General features: G+C 66.8%; 18 protein-coding genes. 14 read left to right on the forward strand and 4 right to left on the reverse strand.

The window, feature by feature from the left end; translation table 11 throughout:
* Window positions 1–4 precede the first annotated feature (4 nt).
* Together fdhF and CR157_RS09830 are read left to right on the forward strand one after the other, a co-directional pair.
* The gene (fdhF, locus tag CR157_RS09825) at window positions 5–2,842 is read left to right on the forward strand and encodes a formate dehydrogenase subunit alpha (protein WP_110283338.1); all 2,838 of its coding nucleotides are present in this window, start codon (window positions 5–7) and stop codon (window positions 2,840–2,842) included.
* A 55-nt stretch (window positions 2,843–2,897) separates the two neighbouring features.
* Window positions 2,898–3,137 carry a hypothetical protein gene (locus tag CR157_RS09830; protein ID WP_110283339.1) on the forward strand — a complete coding sequence of 80 codons (240 nt, stop codon included), beginning with the start codon at window positions 2,898–2,900 and terminating at the stop codon, window positions 3,135–3,137.
* 195 nt (window positions 3,138–3,332) lie between these two features.
* On the opposite strand, the gene CR157_RS09835 is transcribed toward CR157_RS09830, so the two are convergent.
* Window positions 3,333–4,619: an aromatic ring-hydroxylating oxygenase subunit alpha gene (locus CR157_RS09835; protein WP_110283340.1), complete on the reverse strand. Its 1,287-nt coding sequence runs from the start codon at window positions 4,617–4,619 to the stop codon at window positions 3,333–3,335.
* Between the two features lie 343 nt (window positions 4,620–4,962).
* Between CR157_RS09835 and CR157_RS09840 the strand changes: the two genes are divergently transcribed.
* The 7 genes from CR157_RS09840 to purU all read left to right on the forward strand — a co-directional run bounded on the left by CR157_RS09840 (window position 4,963) and on the right by purU (window position 14,011).
* Window positions 4,963–6,069, forward strand: a complete 1,107-nt coding sequence (locus CR157_RS09840) for a hybrid-cluster NAD(P)-dependent oxidoreductase (protein ID WP_110283341.1) — start codon at window positions 4,963–4,965, stop codon at window positions 6,067–6,069.
* A 338-nt stretch (window positions 6,070–6,407) separates the two neighbouring features.
* Window positions 6,408–7,727 carry a serine hydroxymethyltransferase gene (gene glyA / locus CR157_RS09845; RefSeq protein WP_110283342.1) on the forward strand — a complete coding sequence of 440 codons (1,320 nt, stop codon included), beginning with the start codon at window positions 6,408–6,410 and terminating at the stop codon, window positions 7,725–7,727.
* A 59-nt stretch (window positions 7,728–7,786) separates the two neighbouring features.
* A complete protein-coding gene (locus tag CR157_RS09850; protein ID WP_110283343.1) occupies window positions 7,787–9,037 on the forward strand; it encodes a sarcosine oxidase subunit beta family protein in 1,251 nt (416 codons plus the stop codon).
* A 22-nt stretch (window positions 9,038–9,059) separates the two neighbouring features.
* On the forward strand, window positions 9,060–9,410 hold the full coding sequence (locus tag CR157_RS09855) for a sarcosine oxidase subunit delta (RefSeq protein ID WP_110283344.1): 351 nt from the start codon (window positions 9,060–9,062) through the stop codon (window positions 9,408–9,410).
* Window positions 9,407–12,445, forward strand: coding sequence for a sarcosine oxidase subunit alpha family protein (locus tag CR157_RS09860; RefSeq protein WP_110283345.1), 3,039 nt, complete (start codon window positions 9,407–9,409; stop codon window positions 12,443–12,445). Before CR157_RS09855 ends, CR157_RS09860 begins: the two co-directional genes overlap by 4 nt.
* Window positions 12,438–13,073: a sarcosine oxidase subunit gamma gene (locus tag CR157_RS09865; protein ID WP_110283346.1), complete on the forward strand. Its 636-nt coding sequence runs from the start codon at window positions 12,438–12,440 to the stop codon at window positions 13,071–13,073. Before CR157_RS09860 ends, CR157_RS09865 begins: the two co-directional genes overlap by 8 nt.
* A 71-nt stretch (window positions 13,074–13,144) precedes the next feature.
* Window positions 13,145–14,011: a formyltetrahydrofolate deformylase gene (gene purU / locus CR157_RS09870; RefSeq protein WP_110283347.1), complete on the forward strand. Its 867-nt coding sequence runs from the start codon at window positions 13,145–13,147 to the stop codon at window positions 14,009–14,011.
* 39 nt (window positions 14,012–14,050) lie between these two features.
* Here purU and CR157_RS09875 read toward each other — a convergent pair whose 3' ends face one another.
* On the reverse strand, window positions 14,051–14,965 hold the full coding sequence (locus CR157_RS09875; protein ID WP_110283348.1) for a DMT family transporter: 915 nt from the start codon (window positions 14,963–14,965) through the stop codon (window positions 14,051–14,053).
* A 323-nt stretch (window positions 14,966–15,288) separates the two neighbouring features.
* Between CR157_RS09875 and CR157_RS09880 the strand changes: the two genes are divergently transcribed.
* The 3 genes from CR157_RS09880 (at window position 15,289) to CR157_RS09890 (ending at window position 18,471) form a co-directional block, all read left to right on the forward strand.
* The gene (locus tag CR157_RS09880; protein WP_110283349.1) at window positions 15,289–15,675 is read left to right on the forward strand and encodes a DUF4168 domain-containing protein; all 387 of its coding nucleotides are present in this window, start codon (window positions 15,289–15,291) and stop codon (window positions 15,673–15,675) included.
* Window positions 15,676–15,824: 149 nt separating this feature from the next.
* Window positions 15,825–17,741, forward strand: coding sequence for a DUF294 nucleotidyltransferase-like domain-containing protein (locus CR157_RS09885; RefSeq protein ID WP_110283350.1), 1,917 nt, complete (start codon window positions 15,825–15,827; stop codon window positions 17,739–17,741).
* A 4-nt stretch (window positions 17,742–17,745) separates the two neighbouring features.
* On the forward strand, window positions 17,746–18,471 hold the full coding sequence (locus tag CR157_RS09890) for a 3'-5' exonuclease (protein WP_110283351.1): 726 nt from the start codon (window positions 17,746–17,748) through the stop codon (window positions 18,469–18,471).
* Between the two features lie 103 nt (window positions 18,472–18,574).
* Here CR157_RS09890 and CR157_RS09895 read toward each other — a convergent pair whose 3' ends face one another.
* Together CR157_RS09895 and CR157_RS09900 are read right to left on the reverse strand one after the other, a co-directional pair.
* Window positions 18,575–20,242 (reverse strand): BCCT family transporter, encoded by a 1,668-nt coding sequence (locus tag CR157_RS09895; protein WP_110283352.1) that lies wholly within the window; start codon window positions 20,240–20,242, stop codon window positions 18,575–18,577.
* 60 nt (window positions 20,243–20,302) lie between these two features.
* On the reverse strand, window positions 20,303–20,728 hold the full coding sequence (locus CR157_RS09900; RefSeq protein ID WP_110283353.1) for a universal stress protein: 426 nt from the start codon (window positions 20,726–20,728) through the stop codon (window positions 20,303–20,305).
* Window positions 20,729–21,146: 418 nt separating this feature from the next.
* Here CR157_RS09900 and CR157_RS09905 point away from each other — a divergent pair, with 418 nt between their 5' ends.
* The gene (locus CR157_RS09905; RefSeq protein ID WP_110283354.1) at window positions 21,147–22,283 is read left to right on the forward strand and encodes an ABC transporter ATP-binding protein; all 1,137 of its coding nucleotides are present in this window, start codon (window positions 21,147–21,149) and stop codon (window positions 22,281–22,283) included.
* A 127-nt stretch (window positions 22,284–22,410) separates the two neighbouring features.
* On the forward strand, window positions 22,411–23,529 hold the full coding sequence (locus tag CR157_RS09910) for an extracellular solute-binding protein (RefSeq protein WP_110283355.1): 1,119 nt from the start codon (window positions 22,411–22,413) through the stop codon (window positions 23,527–23,529).
* Window positions 23,530–23,565: the final 36 nt, after the last annotated feature.

The following is a 23,565-nucleotide window of genomic DNA, read 5'->3' on the forward strand; positions in this document are numbered from 1 at the left end:
GACCATGACACCAGAGACCTTCACCCTGACCCTGGATGGCGCCGAGGTGAGCGCTCACCCCGGCGAGACCCTGTGGCAGGTGGCCAAGCGCACCGGCGAGACCATTCCCCACCTCTGCTTCAAGGATGCCCCCGGCTATCGCAGCGACGGTAACTGCCGCGCCTGCATGGTGGAGATCGAGGGCGAACGCGTGCTGGCGGCGAGCTGCCTGCGCGAGGCGACCCCCGGCATGGTGGTCAGGAGCGCCACCTCCGAGCGGGCCCGGGTGTCCCGCGAAGGGGTGATGGAGCTGCTGATTGCCGACCAGCCCGACCGCGATGACAGCCCCGACCGCTCGAGCCACTTCTGGGCCATGGCCGATCGACTGGCCATCGACGCCACCGCGGTGCGCGAGCGGCTCCCGGCGCGGGCCGAGCGAGAGGCGCCCACCGTCCACCATGTGGCCCCCCGTAAGGGCTCACTCACCCATGACACCACGCATTCGGCGATGAACGTCAACCTCGATGCCTGCATCGAGTGCAACCTCTGCGTACGCGCCTGCCGCGAGGTCCAGGGCAACGACGTCATTGGCCTGGCCCATCGCGGCGCCGCCTCGAAGGTCGTCTTCGACTTCGACGACCCCATGGGCGAGAGCACCTGCGTGGCCTGCGGCGAGTGCGTCCAGGCCTGTCCTACCGGGGCGCTGATGCCGGCGACCCTGATCGACGCCGCGGGTCGCGGCGACTCCAAGGCGGCCGATCGCACCGTCGACTCGGTCTGTCCCTACTGCGGGGTGGGCTGCCAGCTCACCTACCACATCAAGGACGACCGGATCCTGTTCGTCGAGGGGCGCGACGGGCCGTCGAACCAGAACCGGCTGTGCGTCAAGGGGCGCTTCGGCTACGACTACCCCAACCACCCCTCGCGGATCACCAGGCCGCTGATCCGCAGGCCGGGGGTGCCCAAGGGGCTCGACCCCGGCTTCGACCCGCTCGCGCCGCTGACCCATTTCCGCGAGGCGAGCTGGGAGGAGGCGCTGGATGTCGCCGCCCAGGGGCTCGTCGACCTCAAGGCGGCCCACGGGCCCGATGCCCTGGCCGGCTTCGGCAGCGCCAAGTGCTCCAACGAGGAGGCCTGGCTGTTCCAGAAGCTGGTGCGCACCGGCTTTGGCTCCAACCATGTCGACCACTGCACCCGGCTGTGTCACGCCAGCTCGGTGGCGGCGCTGATGGAGTGCATCGGCTCGGGGGCGGTGACGGCTTCCTTCATGCAGGCGCTGCAGTCCGACGTGGTGATCCTCACCGGCTGCAACCCGGCGATCAACCACCCGGTGGCGGCCACCTACTTCAAGCAGGCGGCGCGCAATGGCACCAAGCTGATCATCCTCGATCCCCGTGGCCAGGCGCTGGACGCCTATGCCCACCGCAGCGTGCGCTTCACCCCTGGTGGCGACGTCTCGCTCTACAATGCCATGCTCAACGTGATCGTCAGCGAGGAGCTCTACGATCAGGACTACATCGACGCCCACACCGAGGGCTTCGAGGCGCTCAAGACCCATGTGCGCGACCTGACCCCCGAGGCCATGTCGCCCGCCTGCGGCGTCGCGCCGGCGCTGATTCGCGAGATCGCCCGACTCTACGCCACCGCCGACAAGGCGATGATCTTCTGGGGCATGGGCATCTCCCAGCACGTCCACGGCACCGACAACGCGCGCTGCCTGATCTCGCTGGCGCTGGCCTGCGGCCAGATCGGCCGCCCCGGCACCGGCCTGCACCCGCTGCGTGGCCAGAACAACGTCCAGGGGGCCTCGGACGCCGGCCTGATCCCCATGGTGCTGCCCGACTACCAGCCGGTGACCGACGCCCAGGTGCGTGCCGCCTTCGAGGAGCTGTGGAACACGCCGCTCGACGAGACGCCGGGGCTCACCGTGGTGGAGATCATGGATGCCATCCATGCCGGCACCATCAAGGGGATGTACATCCAGGGCGAGAACCCGGCGATGTCCGACCCGGACCTCGAGCACGCCCGTCAGGCGCTCGGCGAGCTCGAGCACCTGGTGGTGCAGGACCTGTTCGTCACCGAGACCGCCCAGTTCGCCGACGTGATCCTGCCGGCCTCGGCCTGGGCGGAGAAGGATGGCAGCGTCACCAACACCAACCGCCAGGTGCAACTGGGCCGTGCCGCCGTGCCGTTGCCCGGTGAGGCGAAGCCCGACTGGTGGATCATCCAGGAGATCGCCAACCGCTTCGGCCTGGGCTGGCACTACGCCCACCCCCGCGAGGTGTTCGCCGAGATGAAGCAGGGCATGCCGTCGCTCGACCACATCACCTGGGAGCGCCTGGAGCGGGAGAGTTCGGTGATCTATCCCTGTCCGGCCGACGACGCGCCTGGCGCGGACGTGGTGTTCAGCGATGCCTTCCCCACCGGGAGCGGGCGGGCGAAGTTCGCCCCGACCCGGCCGCTGCCGCCGGACGAGCCCATCGACGGCGACTACCCCACGGTGCTCATCACCGGGCGCCAGCTTGAACACTGGCACACCGGCTCCATGACCCGCCGTTCCCTGGTACTCGACGACCTCGAGCCCGAGGCGGTGGCGAGCCTCGCCCCGGCGGAGCTGGTGCGCCTGCGCATGGCGCCGGGCGAGCCGATCACCATCACCACCCGGCGCGGGGCCATCACCCTGAAGACGCGGGTCGACCCGCTGATGTCGGAGGGGATGGTGTTCGTGCCCTTCTGCTATGTGGAGGCGGCGGCCAACATCTTGACCAACCCGGCGCTGGACCCCGATGGCAAGATCCCGGAGTTCAAGTATGCCGCCTGCCGCCTCGGCCGTGCGGAAGCGGCGCTGGCGGAGAGCGAATGAGCAATCGTGTCATGTCAAGGAAACGGCAAGCCAAGAGCAGCAGGAGGGCAGACCCATGATGATCGTCGACCTGATCGATGGTGATGATTTCCGCAACCGCCTGGTGGCGCTCGGCATCCGCATTCCCGAGGGGGCCTGCCCGGAGACCAGCGCCCGCATGGCACTGCTCAAGCATGCCGAGGTGGGAGTGCCCGGGTTGCAGGAGCTGGTGCAGGAGCTCCGCGAGCAGACCAATATCATGCTGCCCTCGGTGCGGGCGGCGCTGGAGCGGTTCCTTCTGCCGGCCTTGCGATAGCGGAACCGAGCCTGAAGACCGAGACGCCCCCGGATCGAGAGATCCGGGGGCGCTTGTTTCAGAGGGCGAGTCCCTCATGGACGGCGGCATGGACATGGCGGCTGGCCACGGCGTCGGGCTCTGGTCATTGTCGAGGCCGAAACGGCGGGGCCCGCGCGATGGCGGGCCCCGTCGGGTATGGCGGAAGGCTTAGGCTTAGCTGCGGACCACCTGCAGGCTCGGGACGCTATGCCCCAGGTTCTCCTGCATCCGCTCGCTGTACCAGTTGATGAAGTCGATCACCCCGAACTCGTAGGTCTCGGAGTAGGGGCCGGGCTCGTAGGCCTTGGAGTTGATGCCGCGCTGATTCTCCTCGGCCAGGCGACGGTCCTGGTCGTTGGTGGCATCCCACACCCGGCGCATGGTCTCGGTGTGGTAATCGACCCCCTCCACGGCGTCCTTGTGCACCAGCCACTTGGTGGTCACCAGGGTCTGCTGGGGGCCCAGCGGCAGCACGCGGAAGACGATGGCGTGGTCGCCCATGAAGTGGTTCCAGGAGTTGGGCAGGTGCAGGATGCGCAGCGAACCCATGTCGGGGCTTTCGAGCCGGCCCATCAGCTTGTTGCACGCCGGCTGGCCATCCATGGTCATGGAGACGATGCCGTTGAGCAGCGGCGTGCGGGTCAGGCGGTTGCGCTTGCCGAAGCGCTTGAGTTGCCAGGGCACCCGCTGGTCGTCCCACTCGCTCTGCTTCTTCGCCACCAGCGCCTTGTAGGCGGGCGTGGCCCGCGGGTCATCGGTATCATCGAATTCCTGCAGGGAGTTGAGCAGTTCCGGATGGGCGCCGTTGCAGTGGTAGCACTCGCGGTTGTTCTCGATGACCAGCTTCCAGTTGGCCTGCTCGACGATGGAGGACTCCACCGCCACCTTGACGTTGGCCATGTCGTAGGGCTTGAGGTAGTGCTCGAGGGTCTCCAGGAAGTCGTCGAGGGCCGGCGGTTGCTCGGCGAGGCTGACGAAGATGAAGCCGCCCGCCGTGCGCACGTGTACCGGCTTCAGTCCGTAGGCATTCAGATCGAAATTCTCGCCCATGTCGCTGCCGGCGAACAGCAGCCGGCCGTCGAGCTCGTAGGTCCACTGGTGGTAGGGGCAGACCAGCTTGGCGACCTTGCCCTTGTCGCTGACGCACAGCCGCGAGCCGCGGTGGCGGCAGACGTTGTGGAAACCGTGCACCGCCCCGTCGTTGCCGCGCACCAGGATCACCGGGTTGTCGCCGATCTCCAGGGTCATGTAGTTGCCCTTGGCGGGGATCTCGCAGGTCATGCCGGCGAACAGCCATTCCTTGCCGAAGATCTCCTGCATGTCCAGGGCGAACAGCCGGGCGTCGTTGTAGAAGGGCTGGGGCAGCGAGAAGTTTCGCGCGCGACTGGCAAGCATGGCACTGGTGGCCTCGCGTGCCGGGGCCAGGTCATCGTCCAGGTAGAGGTGGGAAATCGGATCCATGGAAACACTTCCTCGTGCAGGCCGCGCGTGCGGCATCGGGCGGATTATCGGTGTTGTGAGAGGGGTGGCGTCGTGTGATGGACCGCACACGCCAGTCGCGGTGTTGGCTGAAAACAGGGCGAGTGTGGATCAGCCGGCGAGGGCAGAGTTGTCTGCCGGCGACAGGCGTCGATGCAGGGGCGACGTCCGGATCATGAAAAAGGGCGACGAGTGGAAATCACGGGCATGCCCGTGTCGCTGACAGACAAGTGGGGGCGCCATCGACTGGCGCAGAATTCCGCCCAACGACAAGCGGTCGCACCGCGGTCGGACCCTCCCATGGTGCAGCCCAGGCGACACGAACATGACAATGAACTTCCTCAACCCCGTCACGACCCAGACCTGGACCAACGGCCGCCATGCGGTGCGCTGTGTCAAGGTGATCCAGGAGACCTGGGACGTGCGCACCTTCTGCTTCATGGCCGAGCAGCCGGTGCTGTTCTTCTTCAAGCCAGGCCAGTTCGTGACCCTGGAGCTGGAGATCGACGGCGAGCCGATCATGCGCTCCTACACCATCTCCAGCTCGCCCTCGGTGCCCTACAGCTTCTCGATCACCGTAAAGCGGGTGCCCGGCGGCAAGGTTTCCAACTGGCTCCACGACAATCTCAAGTTGGGTGACGAGCTGGCGGTGCACGGGCCGGTGGGCAACTTCAATGCCATCGACTACCCGGCGGATAAGATCCTGATGCTCTCCGGCGGCGTGGGCATTACCCCCTTGATGTCCATGGCGCGCTGGTTCTTCGATACCAATTCTGCCGTGGATATCGAGTTCGTGCACAGTGCCCGCACGCCCCGGGACATCATCTTCCACCGCGAGCTGGAGCACATCTTCTCGCGGATCCCTGAATTCAAGCTGCATATCGTCTGCGAGCACAGCGACGAGCTGGGCGAGGCCTGGGCCGGCTTCCGTGGCTACCTCAGCCAGCAGATGCTGGAGCTGATGGCGCCGGATTTTCTGGAGCGTGAGATCTTCTGCTGTGGCCCCACGCCCTACATGAACGCCGTCAAGAACCTGCTCAAGAACAACGGCTTCGACATGAGCCACTACCATGAGGAGTCCTTCGGTGCCACGCCGGTCGAGGTGCAGGAGGAGGTGCTGGAGCATGCCGAGCAGGCCGAGGCTGAGGCCGAGGAGTTCGACGCGGCCGACTTGATCAGCGTCGAGTTCAGCACCACCGGCAAGAGTGTACGCATCCAGCCCGGCGAGACGGTGCACTCGGCGGCGGCCAAGCTGGGGCTGCATATCCCCAAGGCGTGCGGCATGGGCATCTGCGGCACCTGCCGGGTACCGCTGGCCTCGGGCCAGGTCGACATGGAGCACAACGGCGGCATCACCGACGAGGACGTCGCCGAGGGCTATATCCTCTCCTGCTGTAGCAAGCCGTTGGGCGACGTGGTGGTGGAGTACTGAAGGACTCGCTGGCCCTCGCCTTTGCGTGCCCCTTTACGCCCAGAGGCGAGGGCATGCACGCCTGATATCCGTGAGGAGAGGACGCTTCGGCAACCGGCGTGCCCCGGAGGGAGGAAGTCCGGGGCACGCCGGTTGCCTTTAGTTTGCGGCCTCGGGTTTCATCCGTCCGATGGGACGGGCACCCATCCGAACCGGATGTCGGAAAGACGACAGCGATGTCGCAAACGCATCGAGTCGTGACGCTTGCAAGCAGCATGGTATCTCGACCGCGGGGATACCATCGCGGCAGGTGAACGCACCCAATGATCTCGTCAACGACAACAAGCCGGAGCCCCGAGATGACCGACCGTGAAGGATACCGCCCCCAGGCCGCCCTGGACGCCTATGACCCCGCCCTAGCCAGCGCCATCGCCGACGAGGCGGTGCGCCAGGAGGCCCATATCGAACTGATCGCCTCCGAGAACTATGCCAGCCGGCACGTGATGGCGGCCCAGGGCTCCCAGTTGACCAACAAGTATGCCGAGGGCTATCCCGGCAAGCGCTACTACGGCGGCTGCGAGCACGTCGACGTGGTCGAGCGTCTGGCCATCGAGCGCGCCTGCGACCTGTTCGGCGCCGACTACGCCAACGTCCAGCCCCACTCCGGCGCCCAGGCCAATGCCGCGGCCTTCATGGCCCTGGTCAGCCCGGGCGACACCGTGCTGGGCATGAGCCTGGCCCACGGCGGCCACCTGACCCACGGGGCGGCGCCGAATTTCTCCGGCAAGCACTATCACGCCGTGCAGTACGGCCTGAACCCGGAGACCGGCGAGATCGACTACGCCGAGGTAGAGCGTCTGGCACGTGAGCATCGTCCCAAGATGATCATCGCCGGTTTCTCCGCCTATTCGCGGGTGGTCGACTGGCGGCGCTTCCGCACCATCGCCGACGAGGTCGGCGCCTGGCTGCTGGTCGATATGGCTCATGTGGCAGGGCTCGTGGCGGCCGGGTTGTATCCGAGCCCGCTGCCCCACGCCCATGTGGTCACCACCACCACTCACAAGACCCTGCGCGGCCCGCGCGGTGGCCTGATCCTCTCGGCCCACGGCGACGAGGGGCTGTACAAGAAGCTCAACGGGGCGGTCTTCCCGGGCCAGCAGGGCGGCCCGCTGATGCACGTGATCGCCGCCAAGGCGGTGGCCTTCAAGGAGGCCATGAGCCAGGACTTCGTGCGCTACCAGCAGCGGGTGATCGACAACGCCCGCGCCATGGCCAGGGTGTTCGTCGACCGAGGCTATGACGTGGTCTCCGGCGGTACCGACGACCATCTGTTCCTGGTCTCGCTGATCCGCCAGGGCGTGACCGGCAAGGACGCCGATGCGGCCCTGGGACGGGCGCACATCACCGTCAACAAGAACGCCGTGCCCAACGATCCCCAGAGCCCCTTCGTGACCTCGGGACTGCGCCTGGGTACCCCGGCGGTGACCACCCGCGGCTTCGGCGTCGAGGAGTGCTCCGAGTTGGCCGGCTGGATCTGCGACATCCTCGACGTGCTGGCCGAGCAGGGCAACTGCGAGGCCGTGGAAGCCGAGGTGCACGAGAAGGTCGAGGCGCTCTGCGCGCGCTATCCGGTATACGGTGACGCCGCCTCGCTGGCGCACGAGACATCCATCGCCTGAACCCGTTCGTCGGGGTGGTCCCCGACCAACCGGTCGGGGACCGATCGAGGAGAGACAGCATGCAACGTTATTCAGGCTTCGGGCTGGTCAAGCACGCACTGAGCCACCACGAGAACTGGCAGCGCCAGTGGCGCAACCCCACGCCGAAGAAGCAGTACGACGTGATCATCATCGGTGGCGGCGGCCACGGCCTGGCCACGGCCTACTACCTGGCCAAGGAGCACGGCGTGAAGAACGTCGCCGTGCTCGAGAAAGGCTGGCTGGGGGGCGGCAATACCGCGCGCAACACCACCATCGTGCGCTCCAACTACCTGTGGGACGAGGCGGCGGCCCTCTACGAGCACTCCATGAAGCTGTGGGAGGGGCTGTCCCAGGACCTCAACTACAATGTCATGTTCTCCCAGCGGGGTGTGCTCAACCTGGGCCATACCCTGCAGGACATGCGCGACATCCAGCGCCGGGTCAACGCCAACCGCCTGAACGGCATCGACGGCGAGGTGCTCGACGCCAAGGGCGTCCAGGAACTGGTGCCGATCATGGACTGCTCCAAGAACGCCCGCTACCCGGTGCTCGGCGCCTCCTGGCAGCCGCGGGCCGGCGTGGCGCGCCACGACGCCGTGGCCTGGGGCTTCGCCCGTGCCGCCGACGCCCATGGCGTGGACATCCTCCAGCAGACCGAGGTCACCGGCTTCAAGATCCGCGATGGCCAGATCTATGGCGTGCACACCAACCGTGGCGACATCGAGGCCAAGACCGTCGGCTGCGTGGCCGCCGGCAACTCCGGGGTGCTGGCGAAGATGGCCGGGATCAAGCTGCCGCTGGAGTCCCATCCGCTGCAGGCGCTGGTCTCCGAGCCGCTCAAGCCGGTGCTCGACACCGTGGTGATGTCCAACCATGTCCACGGCTATATCAGCCAGTCGGACAAGGGCGACCTGGTCATCGGGGCCGGCATCGACGGCTACAACGGCTACGGGCAGCGCGGCAGCTACCCCACCGTGGAGCACACCTTGCAGGCCATCGTCGAGATGTTCCCGATCTTCTCCCGGGTGCGCATGAACCGCCAGTGGGGCGGCATCGTCGATACCTGCCCGGATGCCTGTCCGATCCTCTCCAAGACCCAGGTCAAGGGGCTCTACTTCAACTGCGGCTGGGGCACCGGTGGCTTCAAGGCCACTCCGGGTTCGGCCCATGTCTTCGCCGCCAGCCTCGCCAAGGGCGAGATGCACCCGATTGCCGCGCCCTTCTCCATTGACCGCTTCCATACCGGGGCGCTGGTCGACGAGCATGGTGCAGCCGGCGTGGCGCACTGACCAACCGCAGAGGAAAGCCGACATGTTCTATATTCATTGCCCCTACTGCGGCGAGCACCGCGAGGAAGAGGAATTCCACCCCAAGGGTCAGGCGCACATCGCCAGGCCCGAGGATCCGGATGCCTGCAGCGACGAGGCGTGGGGCGACTACCTGTTCTTCCGCGACAACCCGCGCGGCATCCACCACGAGCTGTGGGTGCACGCCGTGGGCTGCCGCAAGTTCTTCAACGTCACCCGTAACACCGTGACCTACGAGATCCTCGAGACCTACAAGATGGGCGAGCAGCCGACAGTCACTGCCGAGCACCCCGAAGGCCGGCCGTCCCGTGACGCCGCCGACCAGGGAACGCTTCATGAAGGAGTCCGCGCATGAGCCAGCCGAATCGCCTCACTCAGGGCGGGCGCATCGATCGCCGCCAGCCCCTGAGCTTTACCTTCAACGGCCAGGCCTACCAGGGCTATGCCGGTGATACCCTGGCCTCGGCACTGCTGGCCAACGGGGTGGACATTGTCAACCGCAGCTTCAAGTACTCGCGCCCCCGCGGCGTCGTCGCCGCCGGTGCCGAGGAACCCAATGCGATCGTCCAGCTGGGCAGCACTGAGGCCGCCCAGGTCCCCAACGTACGCGCTACCCAGCAGGCGCTGTTCGACGGCCTCACCGCGCGCAGCACCAACGGCTGGCCCAGTGTGCAGCGCGACCTGATGGGCCTGGTCGGCAAGCTGGGCGGCCAGTTCATGCCCCCGGGCTTCTATTACAAGACCTTCATGGCCCCGGCCTCCCTGTGGATGACCTACGAGAAATACATCCGCAAGAGCGCGGGCCTGGGGCGTAGCCCGGCGGAAGCCGACCCGGACATCTACGACCACTTGCACCGGCACTGCGACGTCCTGGTGATCGGTGCCGGCCCGGCGGGCCTGGCGGCCGCGCTGGCCGCCGCCCGCAGCGGCGCCCGGGTGATCCTGGCCGACGAGCAGGAGGAGCTGGGTGGCTCGCTGCTCGACAGCCGTGAGTTGCTCGACGATGAGCCGGCGGGGGAGTGGGTAGCCGCGGCGGTGGCCGAACTCGCCGGTCGTGACAACGTCACCCTGCTGCCGCGCACCACCGCCAACGGCTACCACGACCACAATTTCGTGACCCTGCACGAGCGGTGCACCGAGCATCTCGGCGAGGTCGCGCCGCGCGTCACCGGGCGTCGCCAGGTGCGCTCGCGCATGCACCGGGTGCGCGCGGGCCGGGTGGTGCTGGCCACCGGCGCCCACGAGCGGCCGTTGGTCTATGCGGGCAACGACGTGCCGGGCAATCTGCTGGCCGGGGCCGTCTCCACCTATATTCGCCGTTACGGCGTGGTGCCGGGCCACAAGCTGGTGCTCTCCACCAGCAACGACCATGGCTATCGTGCCGCCCTGGACTGGCAGGAGGCCGGCCGCGAGGTGGTGGCCATCGCCGACGCCCGGCCATCGCCCGACGGCGAGTGGGTCGAGCAGGCCCGCGCCCGCGGTATCCGCATCATCCCCGGTAGCGCGGTCATCGAGGCCAGGGGCGAGTCCCGGGTTAACGCCGCCCGGGTGGCGAAGATCGACCTGGACGGCTTCCGCGTGGCCGGTGCCGCCGAGACCCTGACCTGCGATACCATCGCCAGCTCCGGTGGTTACAGCCCGGTGATCCACCTGGCCTCCCACACCGGCGCACGGCCGACCTGGAACGATGACATCCTCGGCTTCGTGCCCACCCTGGTGAAGGGAGTGAGCGCCGCCGGCGGGGCTCAGGGCGTCTACGCCACCGCCGAGGTGCTGGCCGACGGCGTCGAGGCGGGCAGCCGGGCCGCGTCGGAAGCCGGCTTCGCGGCGGCCTCGGTGAGCCTGCCCCAGGTCGCCGCGCGTCGCGACGGTGCGGCCGTGGCCCTCTACCAGGTCCCCCACGAGAAGCCGACCCTGCGCGCGCCCAAGCAGTTCGTCGACCTGCAGAACGACGTCACGGCGGCGGGCATCGAGCTGGCCACCCGGGAGGGCTTCGAGTCCATCGAGCACGTCAAGCGCTACACCGCCATGGGCTTCGGCACCGACCAGGGCAAGCTCGGCAACATCAACGGCATGGCCATCGCCGCCCGCTGCCTGGGGCGGTCGATCCCCGAGGTGGGCACCACGGTGTTCCGGCCCAACTATACGCCGGTGACCTTCGGCGCCATCGTCGGTCGTCACTGCCGCGAGCTGTTCGATCCGGAGCGCTACACCGCGATGCACCAGTGGCACGTGGAGCACGGCGCCGAGTTCGAGGACGTGGGCCAGTGGAAACGCCCCTGGTACTTCCCGAAGACCGTCAATGGCAAGATCGAGACGATGCACGAGGCGGTGGCCCGCGAGTGCCTGGCGGTGCGCGAGGCCGTGGGCATTCTGGATGCCTCGACGCTGGGCAAGATCGACATCCAGGGTCCCGACGCCCGGGAGTTTCTGGGCCGGGTCTACACCAACAAGTGGGCCAAGCTGGCCCCCGGCCGCGTCCGCTATGGCCTGATGTGCAAGGACGACGGCATGGTGTTCGACGACGGCACCACCAGCTGCCTGGGCGAGAACCACTTCCTGATGACCACCACCACCGGCGGCGCCGCCACGGTGCTGGAATGGCTGGAACTGTGGCACCAGACCGAGTGGCCGGAGCTCGAGGTCTACTTCAACTCGGTGACCGATCATTGGGCGACCATGACCATCACCGGGCCGGAGGCGCGCAAGCTGCTGGCGGAAGTGACTGACATGGACTTGGACAAGGAGAGCTTCAAGTTCATGGACTGGCGCGAGGGCGTCGTGGCCGGCGTACCGGCGCGGGTGTTCCGGATCTCCTTCACCGGCGAGCTGGCCTTCGAGATCAACGTCCAGGCCAACTATGCCCTGCACGTCTGGGAGACGCTGTTCGCCCATGGCGAGAAGTACGGCCTGACGCCCTACGGCACCGAGACGATGCACGTGTTGCGCGCCGAGAAGGGCTTCATCATCGCCGGCCAGGACACCGACGGCTCGGTGACGCCGGAGGACCTGGGCATGCACTGGGCGATCGGCTACGACAAGCCGTTCTCCTGGATCGGCCAGCGGGCCCTGTCGCGTCCGGATACCGCGCGTACCGACCGCAAGCAGCTGGTGGGCCTCAAGCCCAAGGACCCCAAGGTGGTGCTGGAAGAGGGCGCCCAGATCGTCTTCGATCCGAAGCACGCCATCCCCATGCCCATGGTGGGGCACGTGACCTCCAGCTACTACAGCCCGACCCTCGACTCGGGCTTCGCCCTGGCCGTGGTCAAGGGCGGTCAGCAGAAGATGGGCGAGACCGTCTATCTGCCCATGGCCGACGGCCAGGTCCATGAGGCCGAGATCGTCAGCCCCATCTTCCTCGATCCCAAGGGAGAGCGTCAGAATGTCTAACGTCGCAACCTTCGATACCCGCACCGAGGCCAAGATCCCGGTGGAATCGCCGCTGGCCTACTCCTACCGCCGCTCGGGGGCTCCGGTCCCCGACCGCAAGAGCCGGGTGGTGCTGCGCGAGCACCCCTTCCTGGGCCACCTGGTGCTGCGCGGCGGGGCCATCGTCCTCGACGAGGCGGTGCGCGAGGTGCTCGGCGTCTCGCTGCCCGGCGAGCCCCAGGGGCTGGTGCACGACGCCGAAGGCGTGCGTTCGGTCCAGTGGATCTCCCCGGACGAGTGGCTGGTCATCGTCCCCGGCGGCGAGGAATTCGAGCTGGAGAACCGGCTGCGCGCGGCCCTGGGCGGCGCCCATATCGCCATCAGCAACGTCAGCGGCGGCCAGACCCTGGTCGAACTCGAGGGTGAGGCCGCTCGGGAGCTGTTGATGAAGTCGGTGGTCTACGACGTCCATCCAAGCCACTTCCCGGTGGGCAAGGGCGTCACCACCGTCTTTGCCAAGACCACGGTGATCCTGCGCCGTCCCGGCGAGGAGCGCTGGGAGCTGGTGGTACGCCGCAGCTTCGCCGACTACACCTATCGCTGGCTGCTGGATGCCGGAGAGGAGTACGGCATCGGCGTCGAACGCTGAGCCCGGCCTTCATCCAAGGAGCTTTACAAGGCCGGGGTTCTCCCCGGCCTTCTTTCGACAGGAGTTCTGCCATGAGCCGTACTGCCGATACCTGGATCCTGGCCGCCCAATGCCCCAGTCGCCTGGGTACCGTGGACGTGGTCACCCGCTTCCTCAAGGAGCAGCGCTGCTACATCACCGAGCAGCACTCCTTCGACGACCGGCTGAGCGGTGGCTTCTTCATCCGTACCGAGTTCCGCCCGCCAGCGCCCGACTTCGAGGGCGAGGCCTTCCGCGCCGCCTTCGTCGACCGAGCCGCCGAGTTCGACATGACCTTCGAGCTGACCGCTCCGGGGACGCGCATGCCGGTGGTGATCATGGTCTCGAAGGCCGATCACTGCCTCAACGACCTGCTCTATCGCTATCGCACCGGTCAGCTGCCGATCGAGATCCGGGCGGTGGTCTCCAACCACCCGGACCTGGAGCCGCTGGCGGTCTGGCATGGCCTGCCCTATCACCACTTGCCGATCACCCCGGAGACCAAGGCCGAGCAGGAGGCCAGGGTCTGGCAGGTGATCGAGGAGACCGGCGCCGAGCTGGTGATCCTGGCGCGCTATATGCAAGTGCTGTCCAGTGACCTGTGCGAGAAGCTCAGTGGACGGGCGATCAATATCCATCACTCGCTGCTGCCCGGCTTCAAGGGCGCCAGGCCCTACCACCAGGCCTACGACAAGGGCGTCAAGCTGGTCGGGGCCACCGCCCATTACATCAACGACGACCTGGACGAGGGGCCGATCATCACCCAGGGGGTGGAGCCGGTCAGTCACGCCGACTACCCCGAGGACCTGGTGGCCAAGGGGCGCGACATCGAGTGTCTGACCCTCTCCCGGGCGGTGGCCCTGCACGTGGAGCGGCGAGTCTTCCTGCACGCCAGCCGCACCGTGGTCTTCGATCGTTAGGTACCCGAGGGGCGCGACATCGAGTGCCGCTTTCCGCTTTCAGCCGGGCGGTCGGCCCTTGACCACCAGCACCACCCCGGCGATGGCGATGGCCATGCCCGCCAGCGCCGGGAGCGGCAGTCGCTCGTCGAAGAGAATCCAGGCCTCCAGCGCCGTCACCGGCGGCACCAGGTAGAAGAGGCTGGCCACCCGCGAGGCCTCGCCGCGCTTGATCAGCGCCATCAGCAGCAGGATGGCGGCGATCGACAGCACCAGCACCAGCCAGCCCAGGGTCAGGGCGAAGGTCGGGGTCCAGGCGATGCTGCGCTCCTCGAACAGCAGCGCCCCCAGCCCCAGCACCGCCCCGGCGCCCAGGTATTGCACCACGGTGCCCGAGAGCAGCGGCATCCCGACGCAATGACGTTTCTGGTAGAGGGTGCCGAGCGAGATACCCACCAGCGCCACCAGCACGCTGACCAGGGCCCCGATGCCGAAGCCCTGGAAGAGGCCGTCCCCCGGATCCAGCTTGCCACCGAGCACCAGGGTAATGCCCACCAGCCCCAGCGCCAGGCCGAGCCACTGTCGCGGTGCCAGCCGCTCGTTCAGTAGCGGCCCGGCGAGTGCCGCGGTCAGCAGCGGCTGGAGTCCCACCAGCAGCGAGGCCAGCCCCGCCGGCATGCCCTGGTAGATGCCGTAGAAGACCCCGCCCAGATAGGCGCCGTGGACCAGCAGTCCCGAGACGGCGATATGCCCCCACAGCCTCGCACCCCGCGGCCAGCCGCCTCCCAGCAGCTGCACCAGGGGCACCAGCAGCGCCAGGGTCAGCACGAAACGGATGAACAGGAAGGTGAAGGGTTCGGCATAGGGCAGGCCGAACTTGGCACCGATGAAGCCGGTGCTCCAGAGCGCCACGAACAGGATGGGCATGGCGGCCAGCCAGGCCGAGGCGAGGGGAGAGGAGGGTGTCGGGTTCATCGGTCGGGCAGTATCCGGATCGAGGGAGCATGAGAACGAACGGCTTTCGACCATACTGTGCCACCACGATTTAGCAAAGTGCGATGTCCCAGCGCGGCGAATTCCTTTCGATAAGGCATCCCATTATCGTTCTCGCCATGGGGCGCCAGAGGCGATCATGGCGCCGTTCCTGGCGAAGCACCGGCTCACCCCGTCTCTTTATAGAGACGATTGTTAAGTTGTGCGTACCTTTTGTTTCATTTGATTACATCAAAATTCTGAACGGGACCCGCTCGCCGTCGTCACAAGGAGGCCATTCATACCGCAACACCCTGGAGGTATTCATGAAAAGGATGACTGCACTGTTCTCGGCTGCCCTGCTTTCCGCGGGCATGATGACCGCCACGGCTCACGCCCAGCAGGACCCGGCCCAGGCGCCCGAGCAGCCGCAGGCGGCAGCACCGGCCCAGGACTTCACCGACGAGCAGCTGCAGCAGTTCGCCGATGCCTCCCAGGAGATCGCCGTGATTTCCCAGGAGTATACCGAGCGTCTGCAGGCTGCCGAGGATGAGGCCACCCAGCAGGAAGTGCGCATGGAAGCCAACGACAGGATGGTCGAGGTGGTCGAGGGCAGCGGTCTCGACGTGGATACCTTCAACGCCATCGGTCAGGCCATCCAGCAGGACCCCGAGCTGATGCAACGGGTTCAGGAGATGGCGAATCCCTCCTGAGGGAATCCTGCACTCACCGCGGCCACGAGGGCCGGCGGCTCCGAGGGCCACCCCGTCACGGGGTGGCCCTCGTCGTGTGAGGCCGGCTTTACAGCCGGGAGCCGAGATTCCAGACTAGCGGGACCTACACAGCTGCCGGAGCCTGGTGCATGGACGTTGAACTGCTGGAGGTTCGTCAGCACATGGGGCGCTTCCCGCCCTTCGATACCATCAGCGACGATCTGCTCGACGAGTTGGCCGGGCGCGTGGAGGTGGCCTACTTCAAGGCCGGCAGCGAGATCCTGGCCCTCGACCAGGAGCTCCACGAACTCTGCTACATCCGCAGCGGGGCGGTGGAGGTCTACCGCCGCAACGGCGAGCTCTACAACCGCCTGGGCGAGGGCGATATCTTCGGCCACTTCAGCCTGCTGCGAAACCATCGGGTACGCTTCCCCGCCAGGGCCATGGAAGACGCCCTGATCTACTTCATCCCCGAGGCCGTCTTCCATCACCTCTGCGAGGCCGACGAGCACTTCGCCGACTTCGTCGAGCTCGAGCGTCCGCGGATGGAGACGGCGGTCGAGCAGCAGAAGAAGAACAACGACATGATGATCACCCGGGTACGCAAGCTGCTGACCCGCTACCCGGTGATGGTGGAGGCCTCCACCACGGTGCAGCAGGCGGCCCAGCAGCTCAGCGACTTCCAGGCCTCCGCCGTGCTGGTGCTGGGCGAGCCGGGTGACAAGCCGCGCTACACCTTCCGCGACAGCGAGGAGCGTGCCTGGCAGGTGCGCGGCATTCTCACCGACAGCGATTTTCGCAAGCGGGTGGTGGCCGAGGGTCTCCCGCCGGACACGCCGGTGGGCGAGGTGGTCAGTGACCGGCTGATCGCGATCCAGTCCGACGAATCGGTGCACGAGGCGATGCTGTGCATGCTGCGTAACAATATCCACCACCTGCCGGTGATGCATCGCCGCCGCCCGGTGGGCATCGTCCACCTCTCCGACATCATCCGCTACGAGACGCACAGCAGCCTCTATCTGGTCAGCAATATCTTCAACCAGTCCAGTGCCGAGGGGCTGGCGAAGTTGGCGCCCGACGTCAAGGCGGCCTTCGTGCGCATGGTGCACGACGGTGCCGACTCGAACATGGTGGGCAGCGCGCTCTCCACCATCGGTCGCAGCTTCACCCGGCGGTTGCTGGAGCTGGCGGAGGAGGAGCTGGGGCCGCCGCCGGTGCCCTACTGCTTCATGGCCCTGGGCTCCATGGCGCGTAACGAGCAGGCCATCGTCACCGACCAGGACAACGCCCTGGTGCTCGACGACGAGTTCGATCCCGAGCGGCACGACGCCTACTTCCTGGCGCTGGCGAAGCGGGTCAGCGACGGTCTGGACGCCTGCGGTTACCCCTACTGCAGCGGCGACATCATGGCCACCAACCCGCGCTGGCGGCAGCCGCTCGCGGTATGGAAGGACTACTTCCGCGACTGGATCAATGACCCCACCCCGGAGCGGTTGCTGCACAGCTCGATCTTCTTCGACCTGGACAGCGTCTACGGCGAGAACGCCCTCGTCGAACAGCTCCAGGACCTGATAGCCGAGCAGGCGCCGAAGAGCCCGCTGTTCCTTGCGGCGATGGCGCGCAACGCCCTGAACCGCACACCGCCGCTGGGCTTCTTCCGCACCTTCGTGATGGAGAAGGACGGCAAGCACAACAACTCGATCAACCTCAAGCGACGCGGCACGGCACCGATGGTCGACCTGATCCGGGTGCACGCCCTGGCCTGCGGTTCCCGGGCCCAGAACAGCTTCTCCCGGCTCGACGACATCGACCGCACCCAGCTGCTGGCCCCCGGGGTGGGCGAGAAGCTGCGCTATGCCCTCGAACTGCTCTCCATGGCGCGCATTCGCCACCAGGTGATCGACCTCGAGCACGAGCGCGCCCCCGACAACAACATCGAGCCGGAGAACGTCGCCGACGACGAGCGGCACAACCTGAAGGATGCCTTCCAGGTGCTGAGCAATGCCCAGAAGTTCCTCAAGTTCCGCTACCCCATCCCCTCCACCGCCGACCGCCGGAGGCACTAGGGCGATGGCCATCCTGCGCCCGGCTCTCCGCCGCGCGTCGCCCGACTGGCCGGCCTACCTGGCCGACCGAGCGGCACGGAGGCGCCATCCGCTGCTCGTCGACTATTTCACCGCCGGTTGCCCGGCCGCCGAGACGCCCATCGCCGAGGTCCCCATGGTCGCCATGGACATGGAGACCACCGGGCTCGATGCCCGGCGGCACGCCATCGTCAGCATCGGCCTGGTGCCCTTCAGCCTGTCGCGTATCCGCCTCGCCGAGCGGCGCTACTGGGTGGTGCGGCCGTCCCGCCCGCTGAGCCGCGAGTCGGTGACCTATCACCATATCACCCATTCCGAGGTGGCCGCCGCCCCGGACCTGGAGGCGGTGCTTCCCGACCTGCTCGAGGCCCTGGCCGGACGCCTGGCGGTGGTCCACTACCGTCATATCGAGCGGCCCTTCCTCAACGAGGCCGTGCGGGCGCGGCTCGGCGAGGGCATCCGTTTCCCGATGATCGACACCATGTCGCTGGAGGCGCGGATCCATCGCCAGTCGCTGTGGGCGCGCTTCCGTCGCTGGCTGGGCCGCCCGCCGGTCTCGATCCGGCTGCAGAACAGCCGGGCCCGCTACGGCCTGCCCGCCTACCAGGGGCACCATGCCCTGACCGATGCCCTGGCCACCGCCGAACTGCTGCAGGCGCAGATCGCCGCGCACTACACGCCCGAGACGCCGGTGGGCCAGTTATGGAGCTGATGGCACGGCGATAGCTGAGCAGACGATGTCGAGAACGACGCAAGCATCGAAACGAAGGAGGGCGGCCCGCAGGCCGCCCTCGTCGTCGTTGGCTTGAGCCGGGTCAGGCCCTGGGCTCGCTCATCAGGCCCTTGACGATGGCGTAGCAGGCCGCCAGCAGCACCAGGGTGAAGGGCAGGCCGGTGGTGATCACCGCGGTCTGCAGGGCCGTGAGGCCGCCGCCCAGCAGCAGGGCGATGGCGATGGCGCCCTCGATGACGGCCCAGAACACGCGCTGGGGCTTGGGGGCATCCACCTTGCCGCCGGCGGTGATGGAGTCGATCACCAGCGACCCGGAGTCGGAGGAGGTGATGAAGAACACCATCACCAGCACGATGGCCACGAAGGAGGTGATGGCCGTCAGCGGCAGCTGGCCGAGCATCTGGAAGAGCTGCAGCTCGAGGGCTGCCTCCCGGACGCCTTCGAAGCCCTGGTTGACGGCCTGGTCGATGGCGGTGCCGCCGAAGGAGGTCATCCACAGCACCGAGACGATGGACGGCACCAGCAGCACCGCGATGAGGAACTCGCGTACCGTGCGCCCACGGCTCACCCGGGCGATGAACATGCCGACGAAGGGCGACCAGGCGATCCACCAGGCCCAGTAGAAGGCCGTCCAGCCCTGGCTGAAGTTGGCGTCCTCACGCCCGAAGGGGTTGGACAGCGCCGGCAGGTTCACGGCATAGGAGAGCAGGTTCTCGAAGAAGCCGGTGATGATCATCAGGGTCGGGCCCACCAGGATCACGAACAGCAGCAGCAGGCCGGCGAGCACCATGTTGAGCTGCGACAGCCGCTTCACGCCCTTGTCGACGCCGAGCACCACCGAGACCAGCGCCACGGCGGTAATGCCCATGATCAACAGCACCATGGTGGTGTTGGTGGCGGGCACGCCGAACAGGTAGCCGAGCCCCGCCGTGGCCTGGGTGGCGCCCAGCCCCAGCGAGGTGGCCAGCCCGAACAGGGTGGCGAACACCGCCAGGATGTCGATCACGTGCCCCGGCCAGCCCCAGATACGCTCGCCCAGGATCGGGTAGAAGATCGAGCGCATGGTCAGCGGCAGCCCCTTGTTGTAGGAGAACAGCGCCAGGGCCAGGGCCACCACGGCATAGATCCCCCAGGGGTGCAGCCCCCAGTGGAAGATGGTGGCGGCCATGCCCAGCGAAATGGCGCCTTCCTCGTCGCCCAGGGCGGCACCCAACGGCGCCCAGTCGGTGCGTGCACCATTCTCCGCGGCCACGCCGCCGAGGGCGGTGTCGAAGTGCGTGATCGGCTCGGAGACCCCGTAGAACATGAGCCCGATGCCCATGCCGGCGGCGAAGAGCATGGAGAACCAGCCCAGGTAGCTGAAATCCGGCTTGGCATGCATGCCGCCGATCCGAACCTTGGCCAGGGGGGTGAAGATCAGCACGATGGAGAGGACCACGAAGATATTGGCGGCCAGCAGGAAGAACCACGACAGGTTCCCGGTCAGAAAACTGAACATGGCATTGAAGATGGGCTCGACCTGGTCCTGCAGGGCCAGCGTGATGATCACGAAGAACAGGATCACCAGGGAGGAGAAGGTGAAGACCTTGCCGTGCAGGTCGAGGTTGATCCCCAGGGGGCTGGCGGTGATGTTGTCCTGGCCGATCACGTAGTCGGTATCGATCAGGTTGGCGGGCCCTTCCGGGGCCGGGATGCCTTCCGAAGGCTGGCTCGCTGCCGCGGCGCCTTCGTCACGAGAATGCTTTTCCATGGAGCCTTCTCCCTTCAGTTCGTCAGGTTCTTGTTGTCGGGCGGTTTCGGGGACAGGCGCTCACTGCTTGGCCGGCCTGACCAGGAACACCGACACGTCGGTATGGGTGGCGACCTTGCCGCCGTGGGATGTCATCAGCACGTCCAGGTGCTGCGGCGGGTGGGTCGGCATGACCACCAGGTCCGCGCCCAACGCATCGATGGCCTCGATCAAGAGATTGTCGAGGTCGGCGATCGGATCGGGGTCGGTGATGAGGTGCGTGCTGACGGGCTGGCCGTGCACCTGGGAGCGCTGCTGGGCGAAGGTCTCGAGTTTCTGCTGGTACTCCTCGGGGGTTCTGGCCACGCTGCCCGGCGTCGTGGCCGTGACCCCGACATAACAGACCTCGGCGTCATAGTGACGCGCCAGATCGGCCACCGTCTTCAGGGCGGGCTCGATAACGTCGATGTGTGCCAGGTCCACCGGCACCATGATCTTGCGGTACATGTTCAGTCTCCTTGCTCCCTCGGGGGCTCTCGTGTTGGGTGGTTGTCGATGCGGTCTCCATGCTCTCCAGTTTGGTGTGCCCTGAGGGTAACGCCATTCATTTCGTCAAACGATCGTGGCCCACCGTCCTGCACGCCCTGGCGATGGTACGCCATGAAAATGGCTGTGCCGGATTTCAAAGCGTCTCGGCGCCCGGGTTCTGCTCCGCCTGCGCGTCTCCAGGTGCTACGCGGGCATAGCCGACTTTACAGGTGGCGGGTACTCAGGCGTTCAACGCTGTTTGTCCACCGCGGGGATTGCGGCACTCCCTCGCTGCCCTTATTGTCGGCGTCACACATTAGGTTACAAGAATAAATCATGCCTGTCCGGTTATGCGAGCGCTCGCCTTGCCGTAACGGATCTCTACCAGGGAGTTTTCATGAACGAGACCCTCGAAGCAGATGAGGAAAGGGTAGCAACGATAGAAGCGTCGTCGTGTTTTGCCCGTTTCGTCAATGTCCAGAAGAGTTATGACGGTGTCGAGCTGGTCGTCAAGGGGTTCAACCTGGACATTCGGCAGGGTGAATTCGTCACCCTGCTGGGCCCCTCAGGCTCGGGAAAGACCACTTGCCTGATGATGATGGCGGGTTTCGAGACCCCGACCCACGGCGAGATCCTGCTCAAGAACGAACCGATCAGCGGCCAGCCGCCCCACAAGCGGGGCATCGGCATGGTCTTCCAGAACTACGCCCTCTTTCCCCATATGACGGTGGCCGAGAACCTCGCCTTTCCACTGGAAGTGCGCCACCTCTCGAAGGAGGAGATCAAGCGCAAGGTGGCACGTGCCCTGGCGATGGTGCGCCTCGAGGAGTTCGGTGACCGCCGCCCGGCCCAGCTCTCGGGCGGCCAGCAGCAGCGGGTCGCCCTGGCCCGGGCCCTGGTCTTCGAGCCCGAGCTGGTGCTGATGGACGAGCCCCTGGGGGCGTTGGACAAGAACCTGCGCGAGGAGATGCAGTACGAGATCAAGCGGATTCATGCCAGCCTCGGCGTGACCATGATCTACGTCACCCACGACCAGACCGAGGCGCTGACCATGTCGGACCGCATCGCGGTGTTCAACGACGGCGTCGTGCAGCAACTGGCTTCCCCCGAGACCCTCTACGAGGAGCCGGAGAATGCCTTCGTTGCCTACTTCATCGGTGAGAACAATCGCCTGCGCGGCGAGGTGGTAGAGAACAGCGGCGAGCGCTGCCGGGTGCGCCTCGACAGCGGCGAGACGGTGCTGGCGAGGGCCGTGGCCTCGGGAGGGGCGGGAACGCCCACCACGCTCTCGCTGCGCCCGGAGCGGGTCGATATCCTCGTCGGTGGCGAGGACACGGACCACGACAATCGCTTCCATGGCGAGGTGATGGAGGTGATCTATCTCGGCGATCACCTGCGCACACGGCTGCGTGTCTGTGGCAACGACGAGTTCATCATCAAGACGCCCAACGCCAAGGGACACCCGGCGCTGACGCCGGGGCAGACCATCGAGGTCGGCTGGTCCTGGGGCGACTGTCGCGCCCTGGATGCCTGACGGGCGTCTCGACGAGATGTCGTAGCGAGACCGAGCAGGGAAGAAGGACAGGGTTACGGCCCGAGGCCGGCGGGAGTGCCGGTGGATCGATGTCACACGAACGAACAACAACGCGCGGAGAAGCAGCATGACACAGCAAGACATCAACAGTCGCAAGGGACGCCTCGGTATCGCCATCGCGATGGCGGGCATGACCGGCCTCGGCCTGGCGGCCACGGCCCAGGCCCAGGAGACGCTCAATATCGTCTCCTGGGGCGGGGCCTACAGCATGAGCCAGCAGAAGGCCTATCACGAGCCCTGGATGGAGATGAACGGCGGCGAGATCGTCAACATCGACCGCAGCGGCAACGCCCTGGCCGGGCTGCGCGCCCAGTTCCAGGCGGGCAACGTCACCTGGGACCTGGTCGACATGCTGCCGGCGGATGCCATGATCGCCTGCGCCGAAGGCCTGCTCGAACCCCTGGATCATGACACGCTGCTGGCCGACGCCCCCGACGGCACGCCCCCCAGCGAGGATTTCGTCGACGGTGCCCTGGGCGAATGCTTCGTCGCCTCGATCGTCTACTCCAACGTCGTCGCCTTCAACACCGAGATGTTCCCCGAGGACAACCAGCCCAGCACCATCGCCGATGTCTTCGACCTGGAGAACTTCCCGGGCAAGCGGACCCTGATGCGCAAGCCGATCAACAACCTCGAGTGGGCGCTGGTGGCCGATGGCGTGGCACCGGAAGACGTCTACGAGGTGCTCGAGTCCGAGGAGGGCATCCAGCGTGCCTTCGCCAAGCTCGACACCATCAAGGACGAGGTAATCTGGTGGGAGGAGGGCGCCCAGCCGCCGCAGCTGCTCGCCGACCAGGAGGTGGCCTTCGGTTCGGCCTACAACGGTCGCATCTTCAACGCCATGGTCACCGAGGACCAGCCCTTCGAGATCATCTGGGACGCCCAGGTGTTCGAGCTCGACGGCTGGGTGGTGCCCACCGGCAAGCTCGACAAGGTCAAGGACTACCTCTACTTCGCCACCGACACCCAGCGCCTGGCCGACCAGGCGAAGTACATCTCCTACGGCCCGGCGCGCAGGTCCTCGGCGGAGTTCGTCTCGACCCATGCCGAGACCGGCATCGAGATGGAAGAGCACATGCCCACCTACGGCCCCAACTTCGCCACCGCCATCCAGAAGGATGACGAGTTCTGGGCCGACTACAACGACGAACTGACCCAGCGCTTCGACGCCTGGCTGGCCCAGTGAGGCCCCGCCGCCACCCGCCTCGCGGGTGGCGGCCCC

It is taken from the genome of Halomonas sp. LBP4 (assembly GCF_003202205.1).
In the GTDB taxonomy this organism is placed as follows: Bacteria; Pseudomonadota; Gammaproteobacteria; order Pseudomonadales; family Halomonadaceae; genus Halomonas; species Halomonas flagellata.